Below are 20,420 nucleotides of genomic sequence, written 5' to 3' on the forward strand. Positions count from 1 at the left end.
TGGGAGGCGGAATAATTGTGCTCATCCTGCTTGGCTCCCTAGCCTGCGCCTCAATTCTGGCGCCGCTTCTGATCCACTGGTTGGGCCGGTCGGCTTTCGCCTTGCTCGCAGCCGTACCCGCAGTGGGTTTTTTCTGGTTACTGCAGCACTTCGTACACGGCACTTTTACCGGCGATGGCACATTGGAGTATTCCCTGGTCTGGGTGCCGGAAATTCAACTGATTCTGGATTTCCGGCTTGATGCTTTATCCGGTTTGTTCGGGCTAATCATCACCGGGGTGGGCGCCCTGGTGATGCTGTATTGCTGGGGCTATTTCAACTCCACTCCCCGCCGGCTTGCCCTTTTCGCCGGGCAGATGATGGCTTTTGCCACCGTTATGATCGGCCTGGTCAGCTCGGACAACTTCCTGTTGCTGTATATCTTCTGGGAAGCCACCTCTATTCTGTCCTTCCTGCTGGTTTCTTATTATGGCGAGCGCGCCTCGTCTCGCCGTGCTGCGGGTCAGGCCTTGATGGTCACCGTGCTCGGTGGTTTGATCATGCTGGTTGGCATCGTATTGCTCGGCCAAACCACCGGAACTTGGAGTTTTTCCGAGCTCAGCGCATTTGCTGCCTCCGCAGAACTCACGGATGTACCGCATATCGGCATTTCCATTGTGCTGGTGATCGTTGGTGCGCTGTCTAAATCCGCGATCGCACCATTCCACTTCTGGTTGCCGGGCGCGATGGCCGCGCCAACTCCCGTCTCGGCCTACTTGCACTCGGCAGCGATGGTAAAAGCGGGAATTTATCTGGTAGCCCGGCTCGCCCCAGATTTCGCACAGGTTGCCACCTGGCACGCTCTGATCATTCCGTTGGCCTTATTCACCATGCTGCTCGGTGGCTGGATGGCGTTGAAACAACGCGACCTGAAGCTAATTTTGGCTTACGGAACCGTATCTCAATTGGGCTTTATCACCTCGGTGGTTGCCATTGGCTCCCGTGAGGCCCTGCTGGCAGGTTTAGCGCTCACGGTGGCGCACTCGCTATTTAAGGCCACTCTATTTATGGTCGTCGGTGCGATCGACCATTCCACCGGAACCCGCGATATTTTCGATCTTTCTGGCTTGGGGCGCAAACAACCGCTGCTGGCAATCATCGCAATCCTGGCTGCAGCCTCAATGGCCGGTGTAATCCCAATGCTGGGGTTCGTCGCCAAGGAAGCTGCCCTGGAAGCCGTGCTACATGAAGAACTACTGGTCGGTACCCCGCGCCAGCTAATCTTGGTGTTCATCGTGGTTGGTTCTGTGCTCACGGTGGCTTATTCGATCCGCGTGATCTACGGCGCCTTCGCGAGCAAAAAACCAACGCACCCGACCGGTGGTGGCATCTGCCACGAAGTCACCACAATGGAACCAATTTCGGTGCTGCTGTGGGGCCCACCGGCGGTACTGGTCGCTTTGACGATCTTTTTCGGTCTACAACCAGGCATTATCTCGAACGCGATTAACCAGCACCTGGATTCAGAATTTGCACACCTGGCTGCCACCGGCCACGGTGACCCCGCTGCCGGGCACGCCACAGATCTAGCTCTTTGGCATGGCTGGACGCTGCCTCTGGCTATTTCTGCCGGTATTTTGGCTGTCGGTGGCATCCTGCACTGGCAGCGCCGTGCCCTGGCCAAAGCTCATTTCGATTACCCGGCACTGGGCAATGCGAACGATGCTTATTACGCCATCCTGAACCAACTGCGCCGGATTTCGCTGCGCTTAACGGCTTCTACCCAGCGCGGTTCTCTGCAGTACAACCTGGGCGTCATCTTTGTCGTCCTCGCCGTATTGCCATTGATAGCGCTCTTGCTGGGTGATCGCACGAATATCCGCCTTAACCTCGGCGAATCCGCTTGGCAGGCAGGAGCCGCAATCGCGATTATCGTCGCCGCCATTGCAGCAACGGTTATGCACAACCGTCTCTCAGCTGTCGTTTTGGTTGGTGTTACTGGGTACTTCCTGGCATTTATCTTTGCCATGTACGGTGCCCCGGACCTGGCTTTGACACAGGTACTGGTGGAAACCGTGCTGATGGTCATTTTCATGCTGGTGCTGCGGAAAATGCCCACCAACGTGGAATGGCGTGGCACTCCACAGTTCAATCGCTTCCGTGCTTGGTTGTCCATCGCCGTCGCATTCTCCGTGGTCACCGTCGCGTTGTTCGCCATGAACGCGCGCACCGCCCCAGCAATTTCCGAGCCAATGCCAAAGCTCGCAGAAGAAATCTCGCACGGTTTAAACACCGTGAACGTGATCCTGGTGGACTTCCGTGCTTGGGACACCATGGGCGAGACCATTGTGCTGATCATTGCCTCGCTAGGTGTGGCATCGCTGATCTACCGCACAAACTCTTTCACCAGGCGTTCACGTCGGCCAATCCTCACCGCGGTATCCCGCCGTTGGTTGGCCGCACAGGTGGAAACCGAGCGTGCAGCAAACCGCTCGATCATGATTGACGTGGCCACACGCGTGCTTTTCCCATCGATGATGGCGCTGTCCGTCTACTTCTTCTTCGCCGGCCATAACGCCCCCGGTGGCGGTTTCGCTGGTGGATTGGTCGCGGCTCTTGCGCTGTCCTTGCGTTATGTCGCCGGTGGTCGCGCGGAATTGGAAGAGACCTTGCCTGTCGACCCCGCACGGTTATTCTTCGTCGGCCTGATGCTTTCGACAGGTTCTGCACTGGCACCGATGGCCTTCGGTGATCCCCCGCTGACCTCATACTATGCGTCCGTTGATGTCCCCGTGATCGGTGCAGTGTCACTACCTTCAGCGTTAATTTTCGACGCCGCGGTGTACCTGATCGTGATCGGCATGACCATGTATGTGCTCACAGCTCTGGGTACGCAACTGGATCTGGAAGACGAAGAGCGTAAGCAGCGTGCGCGCGATCGCGCGAAGAACCTGCAGCACAAGAACCTACAGCGCAGGAACGAGCAAAAGGCTGCCAAACGCAAGCAGCAAAAAGCTAGGGCTGAACAGAACCAACAAGCAGGAACCGAAGCACCGACTACAGCCCGCACCACATCCGGAGAAAGGAGCCGCAGCTAATGGAAGCAAACCTATTTCTGTTACTCGCCTCCGGGGTGATGGTCGCCGCCGGGGTCTATCTGATGCTTGACCGTGCAGTCACCAAGATTGTGCTCGGCCTGCTGCTTATCGGTAACGCCGCGAACCTGCTGATCCTGCAAGCTGGCGGCCCCGCCGGCTCGCCTCCCATTACAGGTAGTGAGTCCTCGCTGTACGGCGAGCAAGAAGCCGATCCGCTGGCCCAGGCAATGATCCTGACGGCGATCGTGATTGCCATGGCGCTCACAGCCTTCCTGCTTTCCCTGGCTTACCGTCAGTACCGCTACCGTTCTGCCGACGTCGTCGAGGACGACCACGAAGACGCAGCAATTGCCGCCCGGCCGATCAACGCGGCCGCTGGCCCAGACCACGATGCCTCCGACGACCCGAAGACGGGCCGCGCCACCGAAGAAGGCGACCGCTTCGGCCCGGAGTCATTTGAAAAGCCCGTCGAAGACGCCACAGGAACGGAAGGCGCCGATGACTAGACTAGAGCCCTTTACCGAGGCAGTACTGCCGTACATGCCGTATTTAATCCCGCTGCCAGTGATCCTGCCCGCGCTTGCAGCAGCCGGGTGTCTGTTGTTTCCACGCATGCTCAACGTACGGCGTGCCTTCGTGTTCTTCACCCTGTTGGCACTCGCGGTGCTCTCGGCCACCATGCTCATCGTCGTCGACGGCGAAGGCATCCAAACCCTGCAAATCGGCGGTTGGGACGCTCCACTGGGCATCACTCTGGTCGCTGACCGCTTGTCGACGATGATGCTGTTCGTCAGCTCCATCATTTTGTTTGCGGTGATGTGGTTCGCCATCGCGCAGGGCATCCGTGATGATACGAAGGATGAGCCCGTTGCGGTCTTCTTGCCGTCTTACATGCTGCTGACGATGGGCGTGAACTTGTCTTTCCTGGCCGGAGACTTGTTCAACCTGTACGTCGGCTTCGAAATCTTCCTGGTGGCCTCGTATGTCTTGATGACGCTGGGCGCTTCCCCATCGCGCGTGCGTGCCGGTGTGGGTTACGTGATGGTCTCTATGGCCAGCTCCATGGTGTTTTTGTTCGGCATTGCCGTAACCTATGCGGCCGTCGGTACGGTGAGCCTGGCCCAGATTGGCCAGCGGATGGAAGATATTCCGGGTGGCACGCAAGCCGCCATTTTTGGTGTGTTGCTGGTTGCCTTCGGCATTAAAGCCGCGGTCTTCCCGCTAGATTCTTGGCTTCCGGACGCCTACCCTACAGCTCCGTCGTTGGTCACGGCAGTGTTCGCGGGGCTGCTGACCAAGGTCGGTGTGTACGCAATAATCCGCATGCGCACCACTGTGTTTACCGATGGCAGCCTGGACGTTTTGCTGATGGTGGTTGCGTTAGCCACGATGCTGATCGGCATCCTGGGCGCAATGGCGCAGAATGACATTAAACGATTGTTGTCTTTCACGCTGGTCTCGCACATCGGTTATATGATCTTCGGCATTGGTCTGGGCAGCTCGCAAGGGCTATCCGGTGCGATCTTCTACATGGTGCACCACATTCTGGTGCAAACCGCACTGTTCTTAGTCGTCGGCCTGATCGAACGCCACGCCGGCACCTCGTCACTGCGCCGGTTGGGTTCGCTGATGTATACCGCACCAGTGATTACCGTGCTGTACCTGATCCCGGCGCTGAACTTGGGCGGCATCCCACCGTTTTCCGGTTTCCTTGGCAAAGTGATGCTTTTCCATGCTGGTGCCGAGGCCAATACCTGGATGTCCTGGGTATTAATCGGGGGTGCGGTGATCACATCGCTGTTGACGCTGTACGTAATGATCATGGTCTGGTCCAAAGGCTTTGTACGTGACCGCAAGGACGCCCCGGAAGGCAACATGGCGATGGCCCGGCCTGCCCCACTGGCGGACATCACCCAGGAAGTGGAATTTTCAGAGCGCGAATCGGTGGGCCGCACACCATTTGGCATGCTCGCGGCTACCGCAATGTTGGTCATCGCATCCAGCGCGATCAGCGTCGTTGCCGGCCCCATCGCCAGCATCACGGATCGCGCGGCGAACTCCGCGCAAGACGTCAACATCTACCGCACCGCGGTACTGGGCACGGACCCTGGCGAGCCGACACGCAACTTGGAACTGGAGCGGCTGGACGACGGCGAAGACCGCCGCGAAGAAAGCGGCAATGCAGGGGCCGGGCGCACCAGCTCCAGCACCAGTTCACAGACCACCCCAAGCTCTAGCCCGGTTGCCACTGAATCCGTTCAGGGAGGCGATTCCTAATGGGAACCAACACGCGAGAAAAACGAGCAGCCGAAAAAGCCCGGCAAGCCCGGTTAAAAAGCGCGTCCCGAAAGGTTTACGCAACCGCTTCCGCCCAGCGTTTATCACCTGGTTGATGGTCATGTGGATCATCTTGGTCGGCGAGATTAGTTGGGGAAATATCGTCGCTGGGCTAGTCGTCGGCACGCTCGTGGTCTACTTGCTACCACTGCCAGCCATGCCCGTGGCTGGTTTGCACATCTCTTGGCACAAACTGGCCTGGTTCCTAGTGGAGTTTTTCTTTGAGCTGCTCAGCGCCTCGCTGAATGTAGCCTGGCTGGCATTGCGCCCGCAGCAGCTGCCAAAAACCGCTATTGTGACGGCCCCGATGCGTGTGTCCAACGAATTCATCTTGGTGTTAGCGGTGACGTTATACAACCTGCAGCCGGGCGGTGCGGTGACGGATATTGATATTGCGAACCGTACGTTGACAATTCACTTACTCAACGCGGATAACGACGAGCGCATCGAGCAAGAGCTGGCCCGGGTGAAAGCCCTGGAGGCCCGGATGATCAAGATTTTCGAAAGGACCTAGCCCATGGATCCAGAGTTGTATACCACGCTGCTGATCATCCCTGCGCTATTGATCAGCGCAGCATTGGCGATCACGGTCTGGCGCATCATCGTCGGCCCTAACTCATTGGACCGGCTTCTGGGCCTCGACGGGATGGTCGCGATGATGCAATGCGCGGCCGCCACCTACATCGCATGGACCTCGGATTCCACGGTGGTTTACGCGATGATGGTGATCGCAATGCTCGCGTTTATTTCTACCGTGGCCGTCACCCGCTTCCGGAAGAGGGATGTGAGCTAATTATGAATTGGGCTTTGCTTGCCGACGTCGTCTCCCTGGTGTTGCTCACTACGGGTGGATTTTTCGTCTTTTCTGCTGCGGTGGGTGTCGCTCGTTTCGGCGATACCATGTCGCGGGTGCACGCGGTCACGAAACCACAGACCGTCGGTTTGATCATGTGCATAGTCGGTGCGGGTATCCACTTGCCGGTGGCTGGCGACGGCTATAACACCGGGTGGCAATCCGATATCGGGGTGCTGTTCTTGTTGGTGATTTTCGCGCTCCTAACCAGCCCGGTTACCGCGCAACGCCTTGGTCGCATTGGGCGCCGTGAAGGCCTTTACGGCGCAGATGCCACGATGTCGCGCAACGACCGCCCGGCCAAGCGCACGCTGCGCAAAAAAGACCCCCGCAAAAGCTAACGCGCAGCCTAGTTTTCCAGCGGCCGCCAGGTTGTCATCTCTTCTGCGGTGGCAGCCACTACTTGCTTCCAGTCTCCCCCGGATTGTGCGAAGCGTTGCCGCTGGCGTTGGTAGCCAGCGCCCTTGTCGACGATTTCTGCCACCAGCTGTAACTCCCGGCTGCAGCCGAGTTCTTCTGCGATAGGTGCTAGCTCTTCCACCAGGTCCGCTAGTTCATCTTTCACCCAGCGCTCGTGTGTATCCCGCGAGGTGATTACCAGCGCGTCCAGCCCGTAGCGGGCGGCGCGCCATTTGTTTTCTGCGATGTGCCACGGCTGCAGGCTGGGCAATGGGTTGTTGGTTTCAGTAACAGCACCAGCACCAGTACCAGCAGCGGTATCGCCGCCAGCGGTGGCGTCTTCAGCGGTGGCAGTATCAACGATGGCGTCGTCAAGCATCCGGTCGTAATAAACCACAAGGCAATGCGTTAAAGCTGCTACCGCGGACAGCTCGCGCAGGTTCGACGCGGCGTCAGAAACCCGCACTTCAATCGTGCCCCATTTGGAGGCCGGGCGAATATCCAGGTGCATCGAACCAGTGTGGCTAATCACTCCGGAGGCTGCCTGGTCGTGCATGTAGCTCTGCCATTCTTCCCAAGTCGTGATCGCCGGTGGTAGGCCCGCGGTAGGCAATTGCTGATACAGCATGGTGCGATTGGAGGCATAACCGGTATCAATGCCATCCCACCCCGGCGAAGACGCGGACAGCGCCAGCAGATGCGGGAACTTCGTCATCAGGGCATTGATAATGGGCCAAACGCGGTCTTCATGCCGGATGCCAACGTGCACGTGCGTGCCCCAAATCAGCATTTGGCTACCCCAGTACTGGGTGCGTTCGATGATCTCGGCGTAAGTCATCTTCGCGCTCACCGGGTTGGTGCGGAAATCGGAAAACGGGTGGCCCCCCGACGCCCACAGCAATAACCCGTGTTGTTCGGCTGCTTGCCGGATCACTGCAAGATCGCGATCGAGTTCCGCCACGGCCTGCGGAATGGTATCGCAAATTCCGGTGACCAGCTCGATCGTGTTTTGCAGGAATTCTTTTTCCAGATGAATGTCCGGCTGAATCTGCTGCGCGGTATTGATCACCGCTTCAGCTTGGTGCGCAAGATCCCACGTTTCTGGGTTGATAAGTGCGACTTCCCATTCGATGCCGACGGTGGGGCGTTCCGAACGTTTAAACACCTCTTTCGGTGTCTCAGACGAACCTGCCATTACAGAGCAACCTCTCCGATAAGGACCATGGTCAGGCCGTTATTCTCGGTGGCTTCACCAGGCAGATAAGCGGTGTTTTCCCGGGCAACACCGCCGACGCGGTCGGCAAGTTCGCGGGCGCGCTGCTCTGCCGCAGCATTACCAGCTGGGAAGAAGACGGTGTTTTCGCGCAGCACTTTTTCTCCGCCCGGCAGGTTACCGGATTCGCGGGTTTTCTGGCCTTCACGCTCTAGTGATTGGGTCACGCGGTGGGCCAGGCCAGGCACCGTCGAGTTGTTCAGCACGGTGACGTCGAAAGTCTGCGGGGCACCAGCGCCTGCGCCAGCGCCAGCGCCGGCTCCACCAGAACGGCCAGCCGGTGCTTCTCGACGCTCTGCTCCCGGCGCGCCCTCTGGGTGGCCGCCTTCATGGGGGTGCTCTTGCGCCCCGGCTGGGTCTTCAACACCGTCGCGGTCAGCATCACCAGGGTGTGCGCCGTCGCGGTGCTCGCCGTCGGCAGGCGCACCGTTGGGCCCATCGCCCTGGCCGCCGTTTGCAGGAGCACCGTTGTTGTCGCCTCCGGCTTGCTCTGCGGCGGAGTTTTGCGCGTTGTTCGCAGTATTCGTCGCGGTGGTTTCGTCTGAGCTGGTGAGTGCGAAAATGCCCCACAGGCCCAGCAAAATTGCTACGGAAATCAACACCATCGCTAGGCCACGCAATGGCAGACCAGATCTCGTGCCAGATCCAGCAGCCCCTGATCCACTAGCTCCTGATCCGGCAGCTCCCCCAGCACCTGCCCCGCTAGCATTTTCCGGGCCGCGAGCGTCGGAATAGTTCATGTTCGCCTCATCACCGTGGTATACATTCGTCACACTAGCCACTCTAATATTCCGAAGTATCGGAACTGGTCACGGCGCGCCGATTACGCACGCGCCGCAAACGCTTTATCAACAAGGGATATTCCTGCATCGCGGGAGCATAATCCAACAAAATATTCAGCCGCCGGTAATACCGCACCGGGGTCATTCCCAACTGAGTTCGGATAGCTTCTTCTTTCGCCCCGGCTGCCCGCGGGGCGTGTTCGGTGAAATCCAAAAGCTCCCTGTCACAATCGGAAAGGCCACCGTCTGTGAGCGTTTGGTGTTCGGTCATAGTTAAACTGTAAGGCATGACTGTGCGCCCCATTGTTATCCACGGCGACCCCGTGCTGCATAATCCCACGACCATCGTCGATACCCCACTGGATACCCCAGAGATCCAGCAGCTGATCAAAGACATGTATGAGACCATGGACGCTGCCCGCGGCGTCGGCCTGGCTGCCAACCAGATTGGTGTCGGTCTGCGCATCTTCGTCTACGGATGCCCTGATGTTGACGGACCGAACGGCAGCGATAAGCCAGACGGCGGCATGCGCCGTGGTTGTGTTATCAACCCGAAGCTAGAAACCTCCGAGATTCCTAAAACCATGCCCGCCGACGACGGCAGCGACGACGAAGGCTGCTTGTCCGTGCCGGGTGAAGGCTTCCCAACGGGCCGCGCAGATTGGGCGCGGGTGACCGGCCTGAATGAAAATGGTGAGGAAATTTCCATCGAAGGCTACGGCTTTTTCGCTCGCTGCCTGCAGCATGAGGTCGGACATCTCGATGGCTTCCTGTATACCGATATGCTTACCGGCCGCTATAAGCGAGCAGCCAAAAAGACCATCAAGGCCAATGGTTGGACCGAACCGGGGTTGACCTGGATGCCTGGTGAAGATCGCGACCCCTTCGGCCACGACGAGCAGTAGCTTCCGCCCATGAACCACCCGAACGCCCCACGCAGCACAAAGTCGCGGATTTTCCGCAGTGACGAGGTGTCTGTCGGTGATCGCGTCATCGTGCGGCGCGCGCTGGGTAACCGCAATGCCCCGGTGTATTCCGATGTCACTGGGCATGTGCTGGAACTAGAACCCCTGGTGGTACGCCCCCAAGAGATCGGCGGTTATCCCTCAGAAAAACCCTCGGTGACCATTCCCAGCGAGGAGATCTATGTGGTCAAACGTCTCTCACCACGACGGATCCGAAATTCGGAAATCCGTGCCGTAGAAGAGGCCACCGCCGCCGCCTTCCCGGGTATTCACAACCAGGTTTCTTCCGATGGCCAATGGCTCATGCGGGCTGGTGATGGCATTACCGAACGCTCAAATTCTGCGGTTCCGCTTGGGCGTTCGGCCGGTTTCGTTCCAGTGCCGATCTCCGAAATCTTCGAGTTCTACCGTTCCCATGGCTTGCCGCCGCGCCTACTTATTCCCGAGCGCATCGGTGCCCCCGCCGAGCGTCTGCTGCGCAGCGCACCAGAGGGACAATGGGATCTAGGCCCCGAAATCTTGGTGATGACGCGCTCGCTTGCCGACGCTGAACCTGCATCACCAAGCACTGAGGCCGTCGACAAGCTCCTCTTCCGCGTCGACGACGCCCCGGACCAGGAATGGTTTGACCTGTACACCTTCCGCGGCACCGAGCTTCCGCAACACGCACTGCAGCTGCTAGCCGGGCGCATCGCGGGCACCATGGGATTTGCCCGATTGTTGGAACCAGCTACCGGCAGAACAGTGGCCATCACGCGTGCTACGCTCACCGAATCCGAAAACGGCCAGAAATGGCTGGGCTATTCTGCTGTGCAAGTCGCCGCGGATTGGCGCCGCCGTGGCTTGGCTACCCGGCTCGGGGCGGACATGCTGGCTTGGGGCAAAAGCCACGGCGCGGATTCGGCTTACCTGCAGGTCATATCCACAAATACCCCCGCGATTGCTCTGTATCACAACCTGGGGTTCCTCGAGCATCACCGACATCGTTGCGCACTGTGGCTGGGCGATAGCCCGCGCTGAGCGTCCGCGCGCGTGCGCGGGTAAAATAAGGCGCCATGCGGATCGCTAACTGGAACGTGAACTCTATTCGCACACGCACCGACCGTGTGTTGGATTTTTTGCAACGCCATAAGATCGACGTGCTGGCGGTGCAAGAAACCAAATGCGCCGATGACAAGTTCCCTTACCAGGTGTTCGAGGAAGCCGGTTACCACGTTGCCCACTGTGGTTTTCATCAGTGGAACGGTGTGGCATTGATTTCCCGTCACGAGCTCCACGACGTCCGCCGGGAATTCCCTGGCCAACCGGGGTTTCATAAAGACCCGCGCGAACCGCAAAACATAGAAGCCCGTGCGATCGGCGCCCGCATCGGCGATACCGACACCGAGGTCTGGTCGCTCTATGTGCCCAATGGCCGCGAGATTACCGACCGTCACTACGAATACAAGCTGTTCTGGCTCTACGCCTTACGCGACTACCTCCGCGGCCAGCTTAGCGAAGACGCTGACAAAAAAATCCTACTCACAGGCGATTTCAATATCGCTCCCCGCAACGAGGATGTGTGGGATCTGCGTGTGTTCGACGGCGCCACCCACGTCACCGAACCAGAGCGCGCGGCTTTCCAGATGTTGGAGGAAGCCGGTACCCGGGAAATCACCCGCGAACTCACCGAGGCGCGCTACACCTACTGGGACTACACTTCCATGCGGTTTGCCAAGGGCGAGGGCATGCGCATTGATTTCCAGCTGGCCTCACCGCAGTTAGCGAAACAAGCTCGTTCGGGGTTTGTGGATGTCGATGAGCGCCACGGCAAAGGTGCCTCGGACCACGCGCCGGTGGTGGTGGATTTTCAAGCGAGTGACTTCGACGAGGTTCGTTAAACCGTGGAACCGGCGCTGTCGATCGATGTGACGTGGTGGCAGGCCGCGTTTTTTATCCTGGATTACACCATCAAAATCCTGGCTGTTGGCTTCGTGCCAGAGGGCAGGCGCCCGTCATCGTCGACGGCCTGGCTGCTAGCAATTCTGTTGATTCCATTTTTGGGTCTACCGCTGTTTTTCCTGATGGGCTCGCCGTTTATTAACCGGCGCCGTCACGAGGTATACAAAAACGCGAACGAACAGCTCAACGACGCACAGGGGCAATTACCGGATATGCCGCCGCACCTGTGCAACTCCCGCGAAGTTGCGTCCATGATCGCTCTCAATCGTCGACTGACTGGGTTCCCGGCGGTCATTGGCGACCAACGTGGTTTGCTCGCTGACTATGACCAGGCAATCAAGCGCATGGCGGAGGTCATTGACTCCGCCACCGACTATGTGCACGTGCAGGTGTATATCCAGTCCTGGGACGAGACCACCGACGTGTTTTATCAGGCGCTTGCCGACGCCGTCGGCCGCGGGGTGAAGGTGCGCTTGTTGTTTGACCAGATTGGTAGTTTGAAATACCCGGGCTACCGGAAGTTGGGCAAACGCTTGGATGCGATCGGCGTCGACTGGCATTTAATGATGCCGTTACAGCCATGGAAATGGCGTTTTCGCCGCCCTGACCTGCGCAATCACCGCAAGATCATCATTGTTGACGGAACGGTCGGTTTTATGGGGTCGCTGAACCTGATTGACCGCAGTTACCGGATTCGCAAGAACGTGCGCGCGGGTCGGCAGTGGATTGATTATATGGTCGAGCTATCCGGGCCAATTGTCACTTCGATGGAATCGGTGTTTGCCATTGACTGGTATCTAGAATCCGATGAGGTGCTGGACCCCGAAACACGCCAACCCACCGCACACGACGCCACGCAGGGCACGGCGCAGGTCACGACGCAAGCCAGCCCGCAGCCCACCACGCAAACCGAATATATTTCGGACGCCAATGTCTTGCAGATGATTCCTTCGGGGCCGGGCTACAGCTCGGAACCGAACCTGCGCATGTTTAACCAGGTAGTACATCACGCAAAAAACCGCCTGGTGCTGTGTTCGCCGTACTTCATTCCGGACGAATCCCTGTTAGAAGCCGTGACCAGCGCTGCCTTCCGTGGCGTGCGCGTGGAATTGTATGTCTCGGAACGCGCCGACCAGTTCACGGTGCACCATGCGCAATCGTCGTATTACCAAGCCTTGTTGGAAGCCGGCGTGCATATTTACCAATTCCCCGCGCCGTATGTGTTGCATTCAAAGTTCGCGTTGGCGGACCCGGAAGACAATCATTGCGATAGCGTCCATGCTGTTGGCATGCTGGGCTCTTCGAATATGGATATGCGTTCGTTTGGCTTGAACTACGAATCCACATTGTTTGTGGTGTCTGGTTCGCTGATTGATGATCTCAACGAGCTAGCCGCGACGTACCGTGCGGTTAGCCGCCCACTGACTTTAGAAAAGTGGGAGCAGCGCGGATTTATCCGTCGTTACGTGGATAATGTCATGCGGCTGACTTCCGCATTGCAGTAGCACCGGCTGGCCAGGGCAGATCCCTTAACCAACCGAGTTAGCCAACCGCGCTAGCCAAGCCCGTTAGCGTAAACGCAGTGGTCAACCGCGTTAGCGCAAACGCATTAACGCAACTCCGCCAATGCCTTGCGCAGCACAGGCAAGGAATCAGCAAACGGCGCGAGCAGATCCAGCTGTTCCAGCTCCGCTACCGGAACCCAACGCAAATCATCGGATTCTGCATTTGGGAAGGTCGGCAACTCGCTGCCATCAGCGGTTTTCGCCAGCACCGTCGTGTAGGTCCATTCCCCGGCTAGTTCCGGGCGTTCCGGATCCCCTGGCAGCGGGCCCGCGGTCACGATCTCTCGCAGCACTGTCACCGCGCTTTCCTCGATACCGCATTCTTCGAAGGTCTCCCGCACCGCAGCCTGGCTGGCAGTCTCGTGTCCGTCGCGGGCTCCCCCAGGAAGGCCCCATGTGCCGCCCTGAGAGGTCCACGGCGCGCGCAGCTGCATCAGCACGGTGGAATCGTCGGAAAGCAAAAACAACCCGGCAGCGCCGAACCGTCCCCACAGCTTGCTGCCGTTCGGCCCGGCCGCCCAACCGTCGCCACTTCCCCGGTGTGTATCTGACATGCCGTCTATTTTAGTAGCCCAGCACACATCACGTGCGTTAGTCTAGGGTAATGAACGGTCATAGGCCCGCGACAAGCCTCGATCGCCCAATCGATGCAGAAGATGAGATGTCGGCCAACTTTGCCCGCACCTCCCGTGGCCCGTCGCTGCGCGTCGAACCCGTTCCCGCCCACGCCCAGGACCACTGGCTCGATGAAGCCAAAACCACCGACGCACCTGGCATGTCACTTCTGCGGCGATTTTTCCATTCCTCCTTTTCGGGTTCTACGCAGATCATCTCCCGCATCTTCGGGTTTTTCGGTACTACTCCGGGCAAAATGGCCGTCGGCATGATTGTGCTCACCGCCGCACTGCTCGCTGCCGGGTTGTCAATGGCAAATTCCGTGGCCAACCGACAAACCGAGCTCAACCATCTGCTTACCTCCACTGAGCCGATGAGCAATTCGGCACACAACTTGTATATGTCGCTCTCACTGGCCGACACCATCGCCACCACTGGTTTTGTGCAAGCAGGAGTAGAGCCGGAAGAAACCCGCAAACAATACTTGCAGGCGGTGGATTCCGCCGCCAGCGAAGCTACCGCAGCTGTATTGGATTCGGACGACGAGGATGTCTACCTCCGGCAATTAGCTGTGCAGATCCAGCGCCAGCTGCCGGTCTACACCGGGTTGGTGGAAGCCGCACGCACTAATAATCGCGCCGGAAATGCCGTCGGTGCGGCATATATGTCGAATGCCTCGGCGATGATGCGTGATGACATCCTCCCCGCTGCGGCCTCACTGTTCCGACTATCGGCCAATAACGTCTCGGAGCAACAGGATCAGCTAACTCGCCCACAGTGGGTTCCGCTGTCCGGTTTAGTCGCGGCCTTGGTGTTTTTGGGGTTGGCCCAGTACTGGTTGTGGCGGATTAGCAGGCGTCGTTTCAACCGCGGTTTCTTGGGGGCAACGTTACTGATGGCCCTGGCTTTGGCTTGGGTTTCTGGCACCAACGTATACACCTGGCATTTAGGCAGCCAGGGTTTCACGGAATCATCCACTCCCTGGGATTCACTCACGCAGGCCCGTATTGATGCCCAGCGCACCCGCACAGAAGAGATTCTGGCCTTGGTGCAGCGTCGGACGAACTACAACCCCTCCTTGGAATTTTCCTCCACGAATGAGCATATTTCGGACGCACTGACTGATTACAGCAATTCCACCGCGCTGCATTCATCCGATGCAGCCACCATCGACGAAGCACGGACGGCTTTGCAGGAATGGGATGAAGCTAAGGCCCACCTGTTGCGCGCATTGGATTCCGGTAATTACGAGCAAGCTTTGGCCTTAGCGACGGATTCGTCGCCGGACGCAGCAAGCACAGGAACGAACCAAACCATGAGCTCGGCGGCTGCCTTCCAGAAACTCGATGCTGCCTTGACTGAGCTGATCGCAACGGCACGTGATTCTATGCGCTCTTACCTGAGCGAGAGCCTAGCCGCGCTGAACTTGGTAGCAGCTGCGGTAAGCCTGTTTTCGGTGCTCTCGGCAATTGCCATCTGGCTGGGAATTCGTCCACGAATGGTGGAATACCTATGATCGCCCGTGTCATTCACCACCGTGCTCCTCGCTGCCATACTTCTCGCTGCCATGGGAGTTGTTCCGATACTGACCGCTACCGCTTCCGCCCGCTTCGGCTGGTCGCGGCTCTCACCGCGCTCGGGCTGGTATTATCCGCCTGCGCTGTGCCAGACTTCACCCCCAGAAACGACGCCCTAAGCATCCCGCGCGATAGCGCCACCGGCATCCCGCTACCCGCCGGCGCACGTGTAGAAAAAGCCGGTACCCGTCAGGGAACGGAAGTCGAAGAATATGCCCTTCGTGGCTCGCTGAAACCAGACGGTCGCACCGCGGCAGAGCGCATCCCGTCGATTGTGGAGCGTGGCTATTTGATCGTCGGCATCCAGCAATCGCAAAACTTGTTGTCTTTCCGTGATGCCACCACCGGGCAGTTGTCTGGCTTCGAAGTCGACCTCGCGCACGAAATAGCCGAGGATATTTTCGGTGACCGCAACGCCGTCGATTTCCGCTTCGTCGAATCGCAGCACCGCGTGCATACCTTGAGCACCGGAAAAGTAGATTTTTTGCTCTCCACGCTCACCATCACCCCCGAGCGGCAACAGGAAGTGGAATTTTCTACGCCATACTTGTCGACGAATACTCGCCTGCTGGTCAACCGGAATTCTGAGGTCAACCGGCTGGAAGATCTCGCCTCGCGCACGGTGTGCGTGACGGATAATTCCACCGGCATCAACCTTGCGCGCTTGCACTCCCCGAAAGCCGATATCTTAAAGGCCGTAACTTGGGCCGATTGCTTGTATGCGATGCAGCATAACCAAGCTGATGCGATTCTGGTGGATGATGTGATCCTTTCCGGCTTGGAAATCCAGGATCCATACACGGAAATCGTTGGCCCTGCGGTGGACTCTGATATTTACGGCGTTGGCATGCCCAAACCAGCGCGCAGCGCACATGCCGACGAGATTGCTGAGGCAGAAGGGCTAGTGCGCCAGGTCAATTCCACGCTCGAGCGCATCCGCACCGATGGCACCTGGTGGGAATTGTTCCGTCATTGGTTTGCGGGACGCTTGCCGACGGCGGGCCCGCCACCGCTGCACTACCGCCCAGAGGATGGTGAATAAGTGACTGAGAAATCTGCCCCCACCGAGGCCACGGAACATACAGAGGCTGCAGAACATACTGAGGCCACGGAACGTACAGAGGCGACCGCGCACACGGAAGCCAGCCGTGTGCCCGAGGCCGAGCCGGCGACCTCCGCGGTCCCATTTGATCCTTTCGCTGAGGATGACAACGACGACGGCAGCGAGTACGGCAATGGCGACAGCGACGACGGTTACAGCAGCAACGAAGACAATATCGCCTCGCTGCTACAAGACCTGCAGAAAATCCGCGACGAAAAAGCCCAAAAGCAGCGCGCTGAAAGACAAGAAGACACCTCCACACGGGCTCGTCGGCAAGCACTATCCACCTTCCGCAAACGTCGCCGTGCCCAACGCACCGCACGCGCAGTCGCCGACCGCATGGTGCGCCTGCCCTTCGTGGTGCCAACGGATCCACAAGAAGCCCTGATTGACCCACACGAGGCGATCGAAAAAAAGAAAATCCCGGCACCGCAGCTGAACCCCGGTGATATCGTCGCCCAGCAATACGAAATCTTGGGCGTGATCGCCCACGGTGGCATGGGTTGGATTTACCTGGCAAACGACCATTTTGTTTCCGGGCGCATCGTGGTGCTCAAAGGGATGCAATCGCAAAAATCGGCCGAGGAAACCGCCGCCGCGGAAGCCGAGCGCGAGTTCTTAGCAGATATTACCCACCCCGGCATCGTGAAGATTTTCAATTTCATTGATGACGATCGCGTGCCCGGCGGGTTTATCGTCATGGAATACGTCGGTGGGCCTTCACTGCGCCACCGCCGGAATTCGCAGCCCAATCACGTCGTCGCCATCGATATCGCCATCGCTTATATCCTAGAAATCTTGCCTGCGCTGGAATATCTGCATGCTCGCGGCGTGGTCTACAACGACCTGAAACCGGATAACATCATCATCAGCGAAGACCAGGTCAAAATCATCGACCTGGGTGCGGTCTCGGGAATCGGCGCCTACGGCTATATCTACGGCACCAAGGGCTTCCAGGCCCCCGAGGTGTCTACGCAAGGACCGTCCATCGCCAGTGATATTTACACCATTGGGCGCACCTTGGCGGCACTCACGCTCAACCTACCCTCGGAAGACGGCATCTACCTTCCCGGGCTACCCGGACCGTCGGAAGAACCCACGCTGCGGCGCTATTTGTCGTTTTATCGCCTACTGCAACGGGCAACCGCACACGATCCCAAACACCGGTTTTCTTCCATCGAAGAACTGCGCACCCAGTTGTATGGGGTGTTGCGGGAAGTAATCGCCATTCGCGACGGCATCCAGCACCCAGCGCAGCACTCGTTGTTTTCCCCGCAACGTACCACTTTTGGCACCAAGCACGCCGTATTCCGCACCGATCAACTCATCGATGGCATCGAACGGTCCGTGCACATCACCGCGGCCGAGGTTGTCTCTGCTCTACCAGTCCCGTTGATCGACCGCAGCGACCCAGGCGCGTCTATGCTTTCTGGTTCTTCCTATACTGAGCCGCAGGAAGCATTAGAAACGTTAAGGCAAGCGATGCACACTAATGAATACGTCGGTTCGAAGGAAATCCCGCTGGGCGTGGTGCGAGCGATGCTGGACTTGGGGCTGACTACCCAGGCGCGGGAATGGTTGCGTTCCTTAGAAGAAGATATGGCTAGCGATTGGCGTTTTCGCTGGTATTCCGGGGTTACTGCAACCCTGTTGGACGATTACCGCGATGCGCAAGACCATTTTTCCTCGGTAATGTTTTTGCTTCCCGGCGAAGCAGCCCCGAAGCTCGCGCTGGCCGCAGTCGATGAGTTATTGCTCGAAGAGCAAGGCCGGAACCATTTGAGTTTGCTTCCGCCGGAGCTGTCACGTGCCACAACGGGCACCCCGGATTCGCTATCAAACATCCCCAATGAGTTTTTCTTAGCACGCCCCGAAATTTGGGAGCACCGCACCGATGAGCCGGCCTCGCTGCGCTTTCATGCACTACGTTTATATTCCATAGTCTGGGAAACTAACCCGGCGACGGTGTCTTCGGCATTCGGTTTGGCCCGGCAGTTAATGGCCGAAAAACAGGTGGAATTGGCAGTGCAGGTTTTAGATCGGGTTTCCCCTGCTTCCCGTCACCACCGCATGGCGGTCTTGACGACGATCTTGCAGCTGTTGGCCAGCCCGTTGAATGAACCGTATATTCGGCGGGCTGCGCGTCGATTGGAATCCATCCCAACGAATGAGCCGCGCTTTTTACAAATCAAAACCGCGGTATTGGTTTCCGCACTGAACTTCTTGCGGGAAGCAGATTTGGAGCAGTCGGCCTCGCCACACGAGCTTTTCGAGCACACGTTTAGCCAGCACGGTTTACGCTCTGGCTTGTACAACACGCTGCGGGCGCAGGCACGAGTGGCACCGTTTCCGCGGCACCGCTACGCGCTGGTGGATTTAGCGAACATGATCCGCCCGGCGACCTGGTTCTAACGGCTGCTGTCGCTGTTAGGGCTGCTGTCGCTGGCAGTTTCAGTTAGCGCAGCGGTTTCGGGCCCAGTCTTGCTCCCAGATTCAACCGCAGCTGCACCGTCTGCCGCAGCACGTGATTCCGGCGTCGTGGCAGCTGCAGCGCTTGTTTCCTGTGCAGTACCAGTGCCACCTCCAGCATCAGTATCAGCGCCACCGCCAACACCGGAGCCAGCTGCACCAGCGTCTTCTGCACCAGCTTTTCCTGCACTAGAGCCCTCTGTGCCAGCAGTGACAGAATCATCGTCAGCAGCAATGGTGATTTCCCTACTGGCTTCCCGCGCCACCAAGTGCGCAGCATCGGTGTTATCAGCAGTCGACAACACCACTCCCATGCGTCGGCCCGGGTAACTACCTGCTTTCCCGAACAACAGCACAGAAGTTTCTGGGTGTGCGAAGGCATCCTGCAACCCGCCATAAGATAACGTGTCCGCATCCACCTCAGAACACAGCATGCGGGCAGCTCCCGGCGAAGTGAGTGTCACATCGATCGGCAGACCCAAAATTGCCCGTGCATGCAAATCAAACTGCGAATAGCGCTGCGTGGCCATGGTAACCATACCGGTATCCGTCGGCCGTGGAGATACCGAAGAGAAATACACGTCATCACCGGCGACGAACAACTCGACGCCATAAACTCCGCGCCCACCCAATTCATTAGAAATCCGGGCGGCAATAGAGCGCGCGTTTTCCATCGCTACCTGGCTCAACTGCAGCGGTTGCCAGGAATCAATCAGTCCACCGTCGCGGTGATCATGCCCGATAGGCTCGGCAAACCACGTGGCCAATTCGCCCGTTTTCGGGTCGATCGAACGCACCGCTAGCAGGGTAACTTCATAATCAAAGTCGACGAAGCGCTCCACTATCACGCGACCGTCGAAATGCGCTTCCGCAGAAGCGGTCTGCCAAGCCTCGGTCACTTCATCGCCGTAGCGCACCACCATATGCCCGCGTCCGTTTGAGGTAACCGCGGGTTTCACGATGGACGGGTAGCCCATCTCATCCAAAATGGTTTTTAGTTCTTCCGGGCTGGAGGCGAAATCATAGGCGGTCGTCGGCAAGCCCAATTGTTCTGAGGCGGTACGACGGATAGCTTCGCGTTCCATGGTCAGCTCGCAAGCCCGCGCCCCAGGCACTACCACGGCAGAATTTGCTTCTTCGATCTCTCGCAGCGCTTCTACCGCGACGATCTCCACTTCCGGGATCACATAGTGCGGTTCAATACGCTTTGCCAATTCCAGAACGGCCGCCGCGTCAGTGACATCTGCGACGTAGGAATATTGCGCAACCTGGTGGCCCGGCGCGCCGTTGCGCTTGTCGACGGCGTGGATTTCCAGGCCCAACCGCTGGAAACTGATCGCTAGCTCGCGACCAATCTCGCCCGCGCCCAGCAACAACACCCGGGTGGCATTTGAGCTCAGCGGTGTACCGATGGTGTTGGGCGTGTCCGTGGTTTCGGCAGCTTCCGTTTTCTCACTCATGACAG

18 protein-coding genes are annotated in these 20,420 nt (G+C 58.4%); 13 read left to right on the plus strand and 5 right to left on the minus strand.

Annotated features, from left to right (window positions below; translation table 11 throughout):
* Positions 1-17 precede the first annotated feature (17 nt).
* The 6 genes from O146_RS0108625 to O146_RS0108650 are packed head-to-tail and all read left to right on the plus strand — an operon-like array spanning position 18 to position 6,608.
* The gene (locus tag O146_RS0108625) at positions 18-3,077 is read left to right on the plus strand and encodes a Na+/H+ antiporter subunit A (protein WP_027018212.1); all 3,060 of its coding nucleotides are present in this window, start codon (positions 18-20) and stop codon (positions 3,075-3,077) included.
* Positions 3,077-3,583, plus strand: coding sequence for a Na(+)/H(+) antiporter subunit C (locus tag O146_RS0108630; protein WP_021352015.1), 507 nt, complete (start codon positions 3,077-3,079; stop codon positions 3,581-3,583). Before O146_RS0108625 ends, O146_RS0108630 begins: the two co-directional genes overlap by 1 nt.
* Positions 3,576-5,354 carry a Na+/H+ antiporter subunit D gene (locus O146_RS11715; protein WP_023018428.1) on the plus strand — a complete coding sequence of 593 codons (1,779 nt, stop codon included), beginning with the start codon at positions 3,576-3,578 and terminating at the stop codon, positions 5,352-5,354. Before O146_RS0108630 ends, O146_RS11715 begins: the two co-directional genes overlap by 8 nt.
* On the plus strand, positions 5,347-5,928 hold the full coding sequence (locus tag O146_RS11720; protein WP_279625089.1) for a Na+/H+ antiporter subunit E: 582 nt from the start codon (positions 5,347-5,349) through the stop codon (positions 5,926-5,928). The genes O146_RS11715 and O146_RS11720 overlap by 8 nt, the downstream gene beginning before the upstream one ends.
* Before the next feature lie 3 nt (positions 5,929-5,931).
* Positions 5,932-6,207, plus strand: coding sequence for a monovalent cation/H+ antiporter complex subunit F (locus O146_RS0108645; protein ID WP_021352012.1), 276 nt, complete (start codon positions 5,932-5,934; stop codon positions 6,205-6,207).
* Between the two features lie 2 nt (positions 6,208-6,209).
* On the plus strand, positions 6,210-6,608 hold the full coding sequence (locus O146_RS0108650; RefSeq protein ID WP_021352011.1) for a monovalent cation/H(+) antiporter subunit G: 399 nt from the start codon (positions 6,210-6,212) through the stop codon (positions 6,606-6,608).
* A gap of 8 nt (positions 6,609-6,616) precedes the next feature.
* On the opposite strand, the gene O146_RS0108655 is transcribed toward O146_RS0108650, so the two are convergent.
* Genes O146_RS0108655 through O146_RS0108665 form a run of 3 tightly spaced genes read right to left on the minus strand, consistent with a single transcriptional unit; the run spans position 6,617 to position 8,992 of the window.
* Complete coding sequence (locus tag O146_RS0108655; protein ID WP_027018213.1) at positions 6,617-7,861, minus strand: glutamate--cysteine ligase; 1,245 nt, start codon at positions 7,859-7,861, stop codon at positions 6,617-6,619.
* The gene (locus O146_RS13120; protein WP_155896258.1) at positions 7,861-8,712 is read right to left on the minus strand and encodes a LytR C-terminal domain-containing protein; all 852 of its coding nucleotides are present in this window, start codon (positions 8,710-8,712) and stop codon (positions 7,861-7,863) included. The genes O146_RS0108655 and O146_RS13120 overlap by 1 nt, the downstream gene beginning before the upstream one ends.
* A 10-nt stretch (positions 8,713-8,722) precedes the next feature.
* On the minus strand, positions 8,723-8,992 hold the full coding sequence (locus O146_RS0108665; protein WP_027018215.1) for a DUF3263 domain-containing protein: 270 nt from the start codon (positions 8,990-8,992) through the stop codon (positions 8,723-8,725).
* 16 nt (positions 8,993-9,008) lie between these two features.
* Here O146_RS0108665 and O146_RS0108670 point away from each other — a divergent pair, with 16 nt between their 5' ends.
* From O146_RS0108670 to O146_RS0108685, 4 genes are read left to right on the plus strand one after another with little or no spacing between them, the layout of a single operon-like run.
* On the plus strand, positions 9,009-9,626 hold the full coding sequence (locus O146_RS0108670; protein ID WP_021352007.1) for a peptide deformylase: 618 nt from the start codon (positions 9,009-9,011) through the stop codon (positions 9,624-9,626).
* Between the two features lie 9 nt (positions 9,627-9,635).
* Positions 9,636-10,706 (plus strand): N-acetylglutamate synthase, CG3035 family, encoded by a 1,071-nt coding sequence (locus tag O146_RS0108675; protein ID WP_027018216.1) that lies wholly within the window; start codon positions 9,636-9,638, stop codon positions 10,704-10,706.
* A gap of 35 nt (positions 10,707-10,741) precedes the next feature.
* Positions 10,742-11,566, plus strand: coding sequence for an exodeoxyribonuclease III (locus tag O146_RS0108680; protein ID WP_027018217.1), 825 nt, complete (start codon positions 10,742-10,744; stop codon positions 11,564-11,566).
* Between the two features lie 3 nt (positions 11,567-11,569).
* Complete coding sequence (locus O146_RS0108685) at positions 11,570-13,132, plus strand: phospholipase D-like domain-containing protein (protein ID WP_027018218.1); 1,563 nt, start codon at positions 11,570-11,572, stop codon at positions 13,130-13,132.
* Between the two features lie 104 nt (positions 13,133-13,236).
* On the opposite strand, the gene O146_RS0108690 is transcribed toward O146_RS0108685, so the two are convergent.
* Positions 13,237-13,746: an NUDIX domain-containing protein gene (locus O146_RS0108690; protein WP_021352002.1), complete on the minus strand. Its 510-nt coding sequence runs from the start codon at positions 13,744-13,746 to the stop codon at positions 13,237-13,239.
* 50 nt (positions 13,747-13,796) lie between these two features.
* Here O146_RS0108690 and O146_RS0108695 point away from each other — a divergent pair, with 50 nt between their 5' ends.
* From O146_RS0108695 to O146_RS11725, 3 genes are read left to right on the plus strand one after another with little or no spacing between them, the layout of a single operon-like run.
* Positions 13,797-15,323: a hypothetical protein gene (locus O146_RS0108695; RefSeq protein WP_155896259.1), complete on the plus strand. Its 1,527-nt coding sequence runs from the start codon at positions 13,797-13,799 to the stop codon at positions 15,321-15,323.
* The gene (locus O146_RS0108700; RefSeq protein WP_081820623.1) at positions 15,320-16,426 is read left to right on the plus strand and encodes a glutamate ABC transporter substrate-binding protein; all 1,107 of its coding nucleotides are present in this window, start codon (positions 15,320-15,322) and stop codon (positions 16,424-16,426) included. Before O146_RS0108695 ends, O146_RS0108700 begins: the two co-directional genes overlap by 4 nt.
* Positions 16,427-18,898, plus strand: coding sequence for a serine/threonine protein kinase (locus O146_RS11725; protein WP_425265835.1), 2,472 nt, complete (start codon positions 16,427-16,429; stop codon positions 18,896-18,898).
* Here the strand turns inward: O146_RS11725 and purT are convergent.
* Complete coding sequence (gene purT, locus O146_RS11730; RefSeq protein ID WP_081820624.1) at positions 18,895-20,415, minus strand: formate-dependent phosphoribosylglycinamide formyltransferase; 1,521 nt, start codon at positions 20,413-20,415, stop codon at positions 18,895-18,897. The genes O146_RS11725 and purT overlap by 4 nt on opposite strands.
* Positions 20,416-20,420 lie beyond the last annotated feature (5 nt).

It is taken from the genome of Corynebacterium pseudodiphtheriticum DSM 44287 (genome assembly GCF_000688415.1).
GTDB classification, from domain to species: domain Bacteria; phylum Actinomycetota; class Actinomycetes; order Mycobacteriales; family Mycobacteriaceae; genus Corynebacterium; species Corynebacterium pseudodiphtheriticum.

Coding starts and splice junctions, on each gene's coding strand:
- O146_RS0108665 (WP_027018215.1), bottom strand. CDS start 8,992: ATGACCGAACACCAAACGCTCACAGACGGTGGCCTTTCCGATTGTGAC.
- O146_RS0108645 (WP_021352012.1), top strand. CDS start 5,932: ATGGATCCAGAGTTGTATACCACGCTGCTGATCATCCCTGCGCTATTG.
- O146_RS0108670 (WP_021352007.1), top strand. CDS start 9,009: ATGACTGTGCGCCCCATTGTTATCCACGGCGACCCCGTGCTGCATAAT.
- O146_RS0108700 (WP_081820623.1), top strand. CDS start 15,320: ATGATCGCCCGTGTCATTCACCACCGTGCTCCTCGCTGCCATACTTCT.
- O146_RS0108655 (WP_027018213.1), bottom strand. CDS start 7,861: ATGGCAGGTTCGTCTGAGACACCGAAAGAGGTGTTTAAACGTTCGGAA.
- O146_RS0108690 (WP_021352002.1), bottom strand. CDS start 13,746: ATGTCAGATACACACCGGGGAAGTGGCGACGGTTGGGCGGCCGGGCCG.
- O146_RS0108695 (WP_155896259.1), top strand. CDS start 13,797: ATGAACGGTCATAGGCCCGCGACAAGCCTCGATCGCCCAATCGATGCA.
- O146_RS0108650 (WP_021352011.1), top strand. CDS start 6,210: ATGAATTGGGCTTTGCTTGCCGACGTCGTCTCCCTGGTGTTGCTCACT.
- purT (WP_081820624.1), bottom strand. CDS start 20,415: ATGAGTGAGAAAACGGAAGCTGCCGAAACCACGGACACGCCCAACACC.
- O146_RS0108630 (WP_021352015.1), top strand. CDS start 3,077: ATGGAAGCAAACCTATTTCTGTTACTCGCCTCCGGGGTGATGGTCGCC.
- O146_RS0108675 (WP_027018216.1), top strand. CDS start 9,636: ATGAACCACCCGAACGCCCCACGCAGCACAAAGTCGCGGATTTTCCGC.
- O146_RS11715 (WP_023018428.1), top strand. CDS start 3,576: ATGACTAGACTAGAGCCCTTTACCGAGGCAGTACTGCCGTACATGCCG.
- O146_RS0108680 (WP_027018217.1), top strand. CDS start 10,742: ATGCGGATCGCTAACTGGAACGTGAACTCTATTCGCACACGCACCGAC.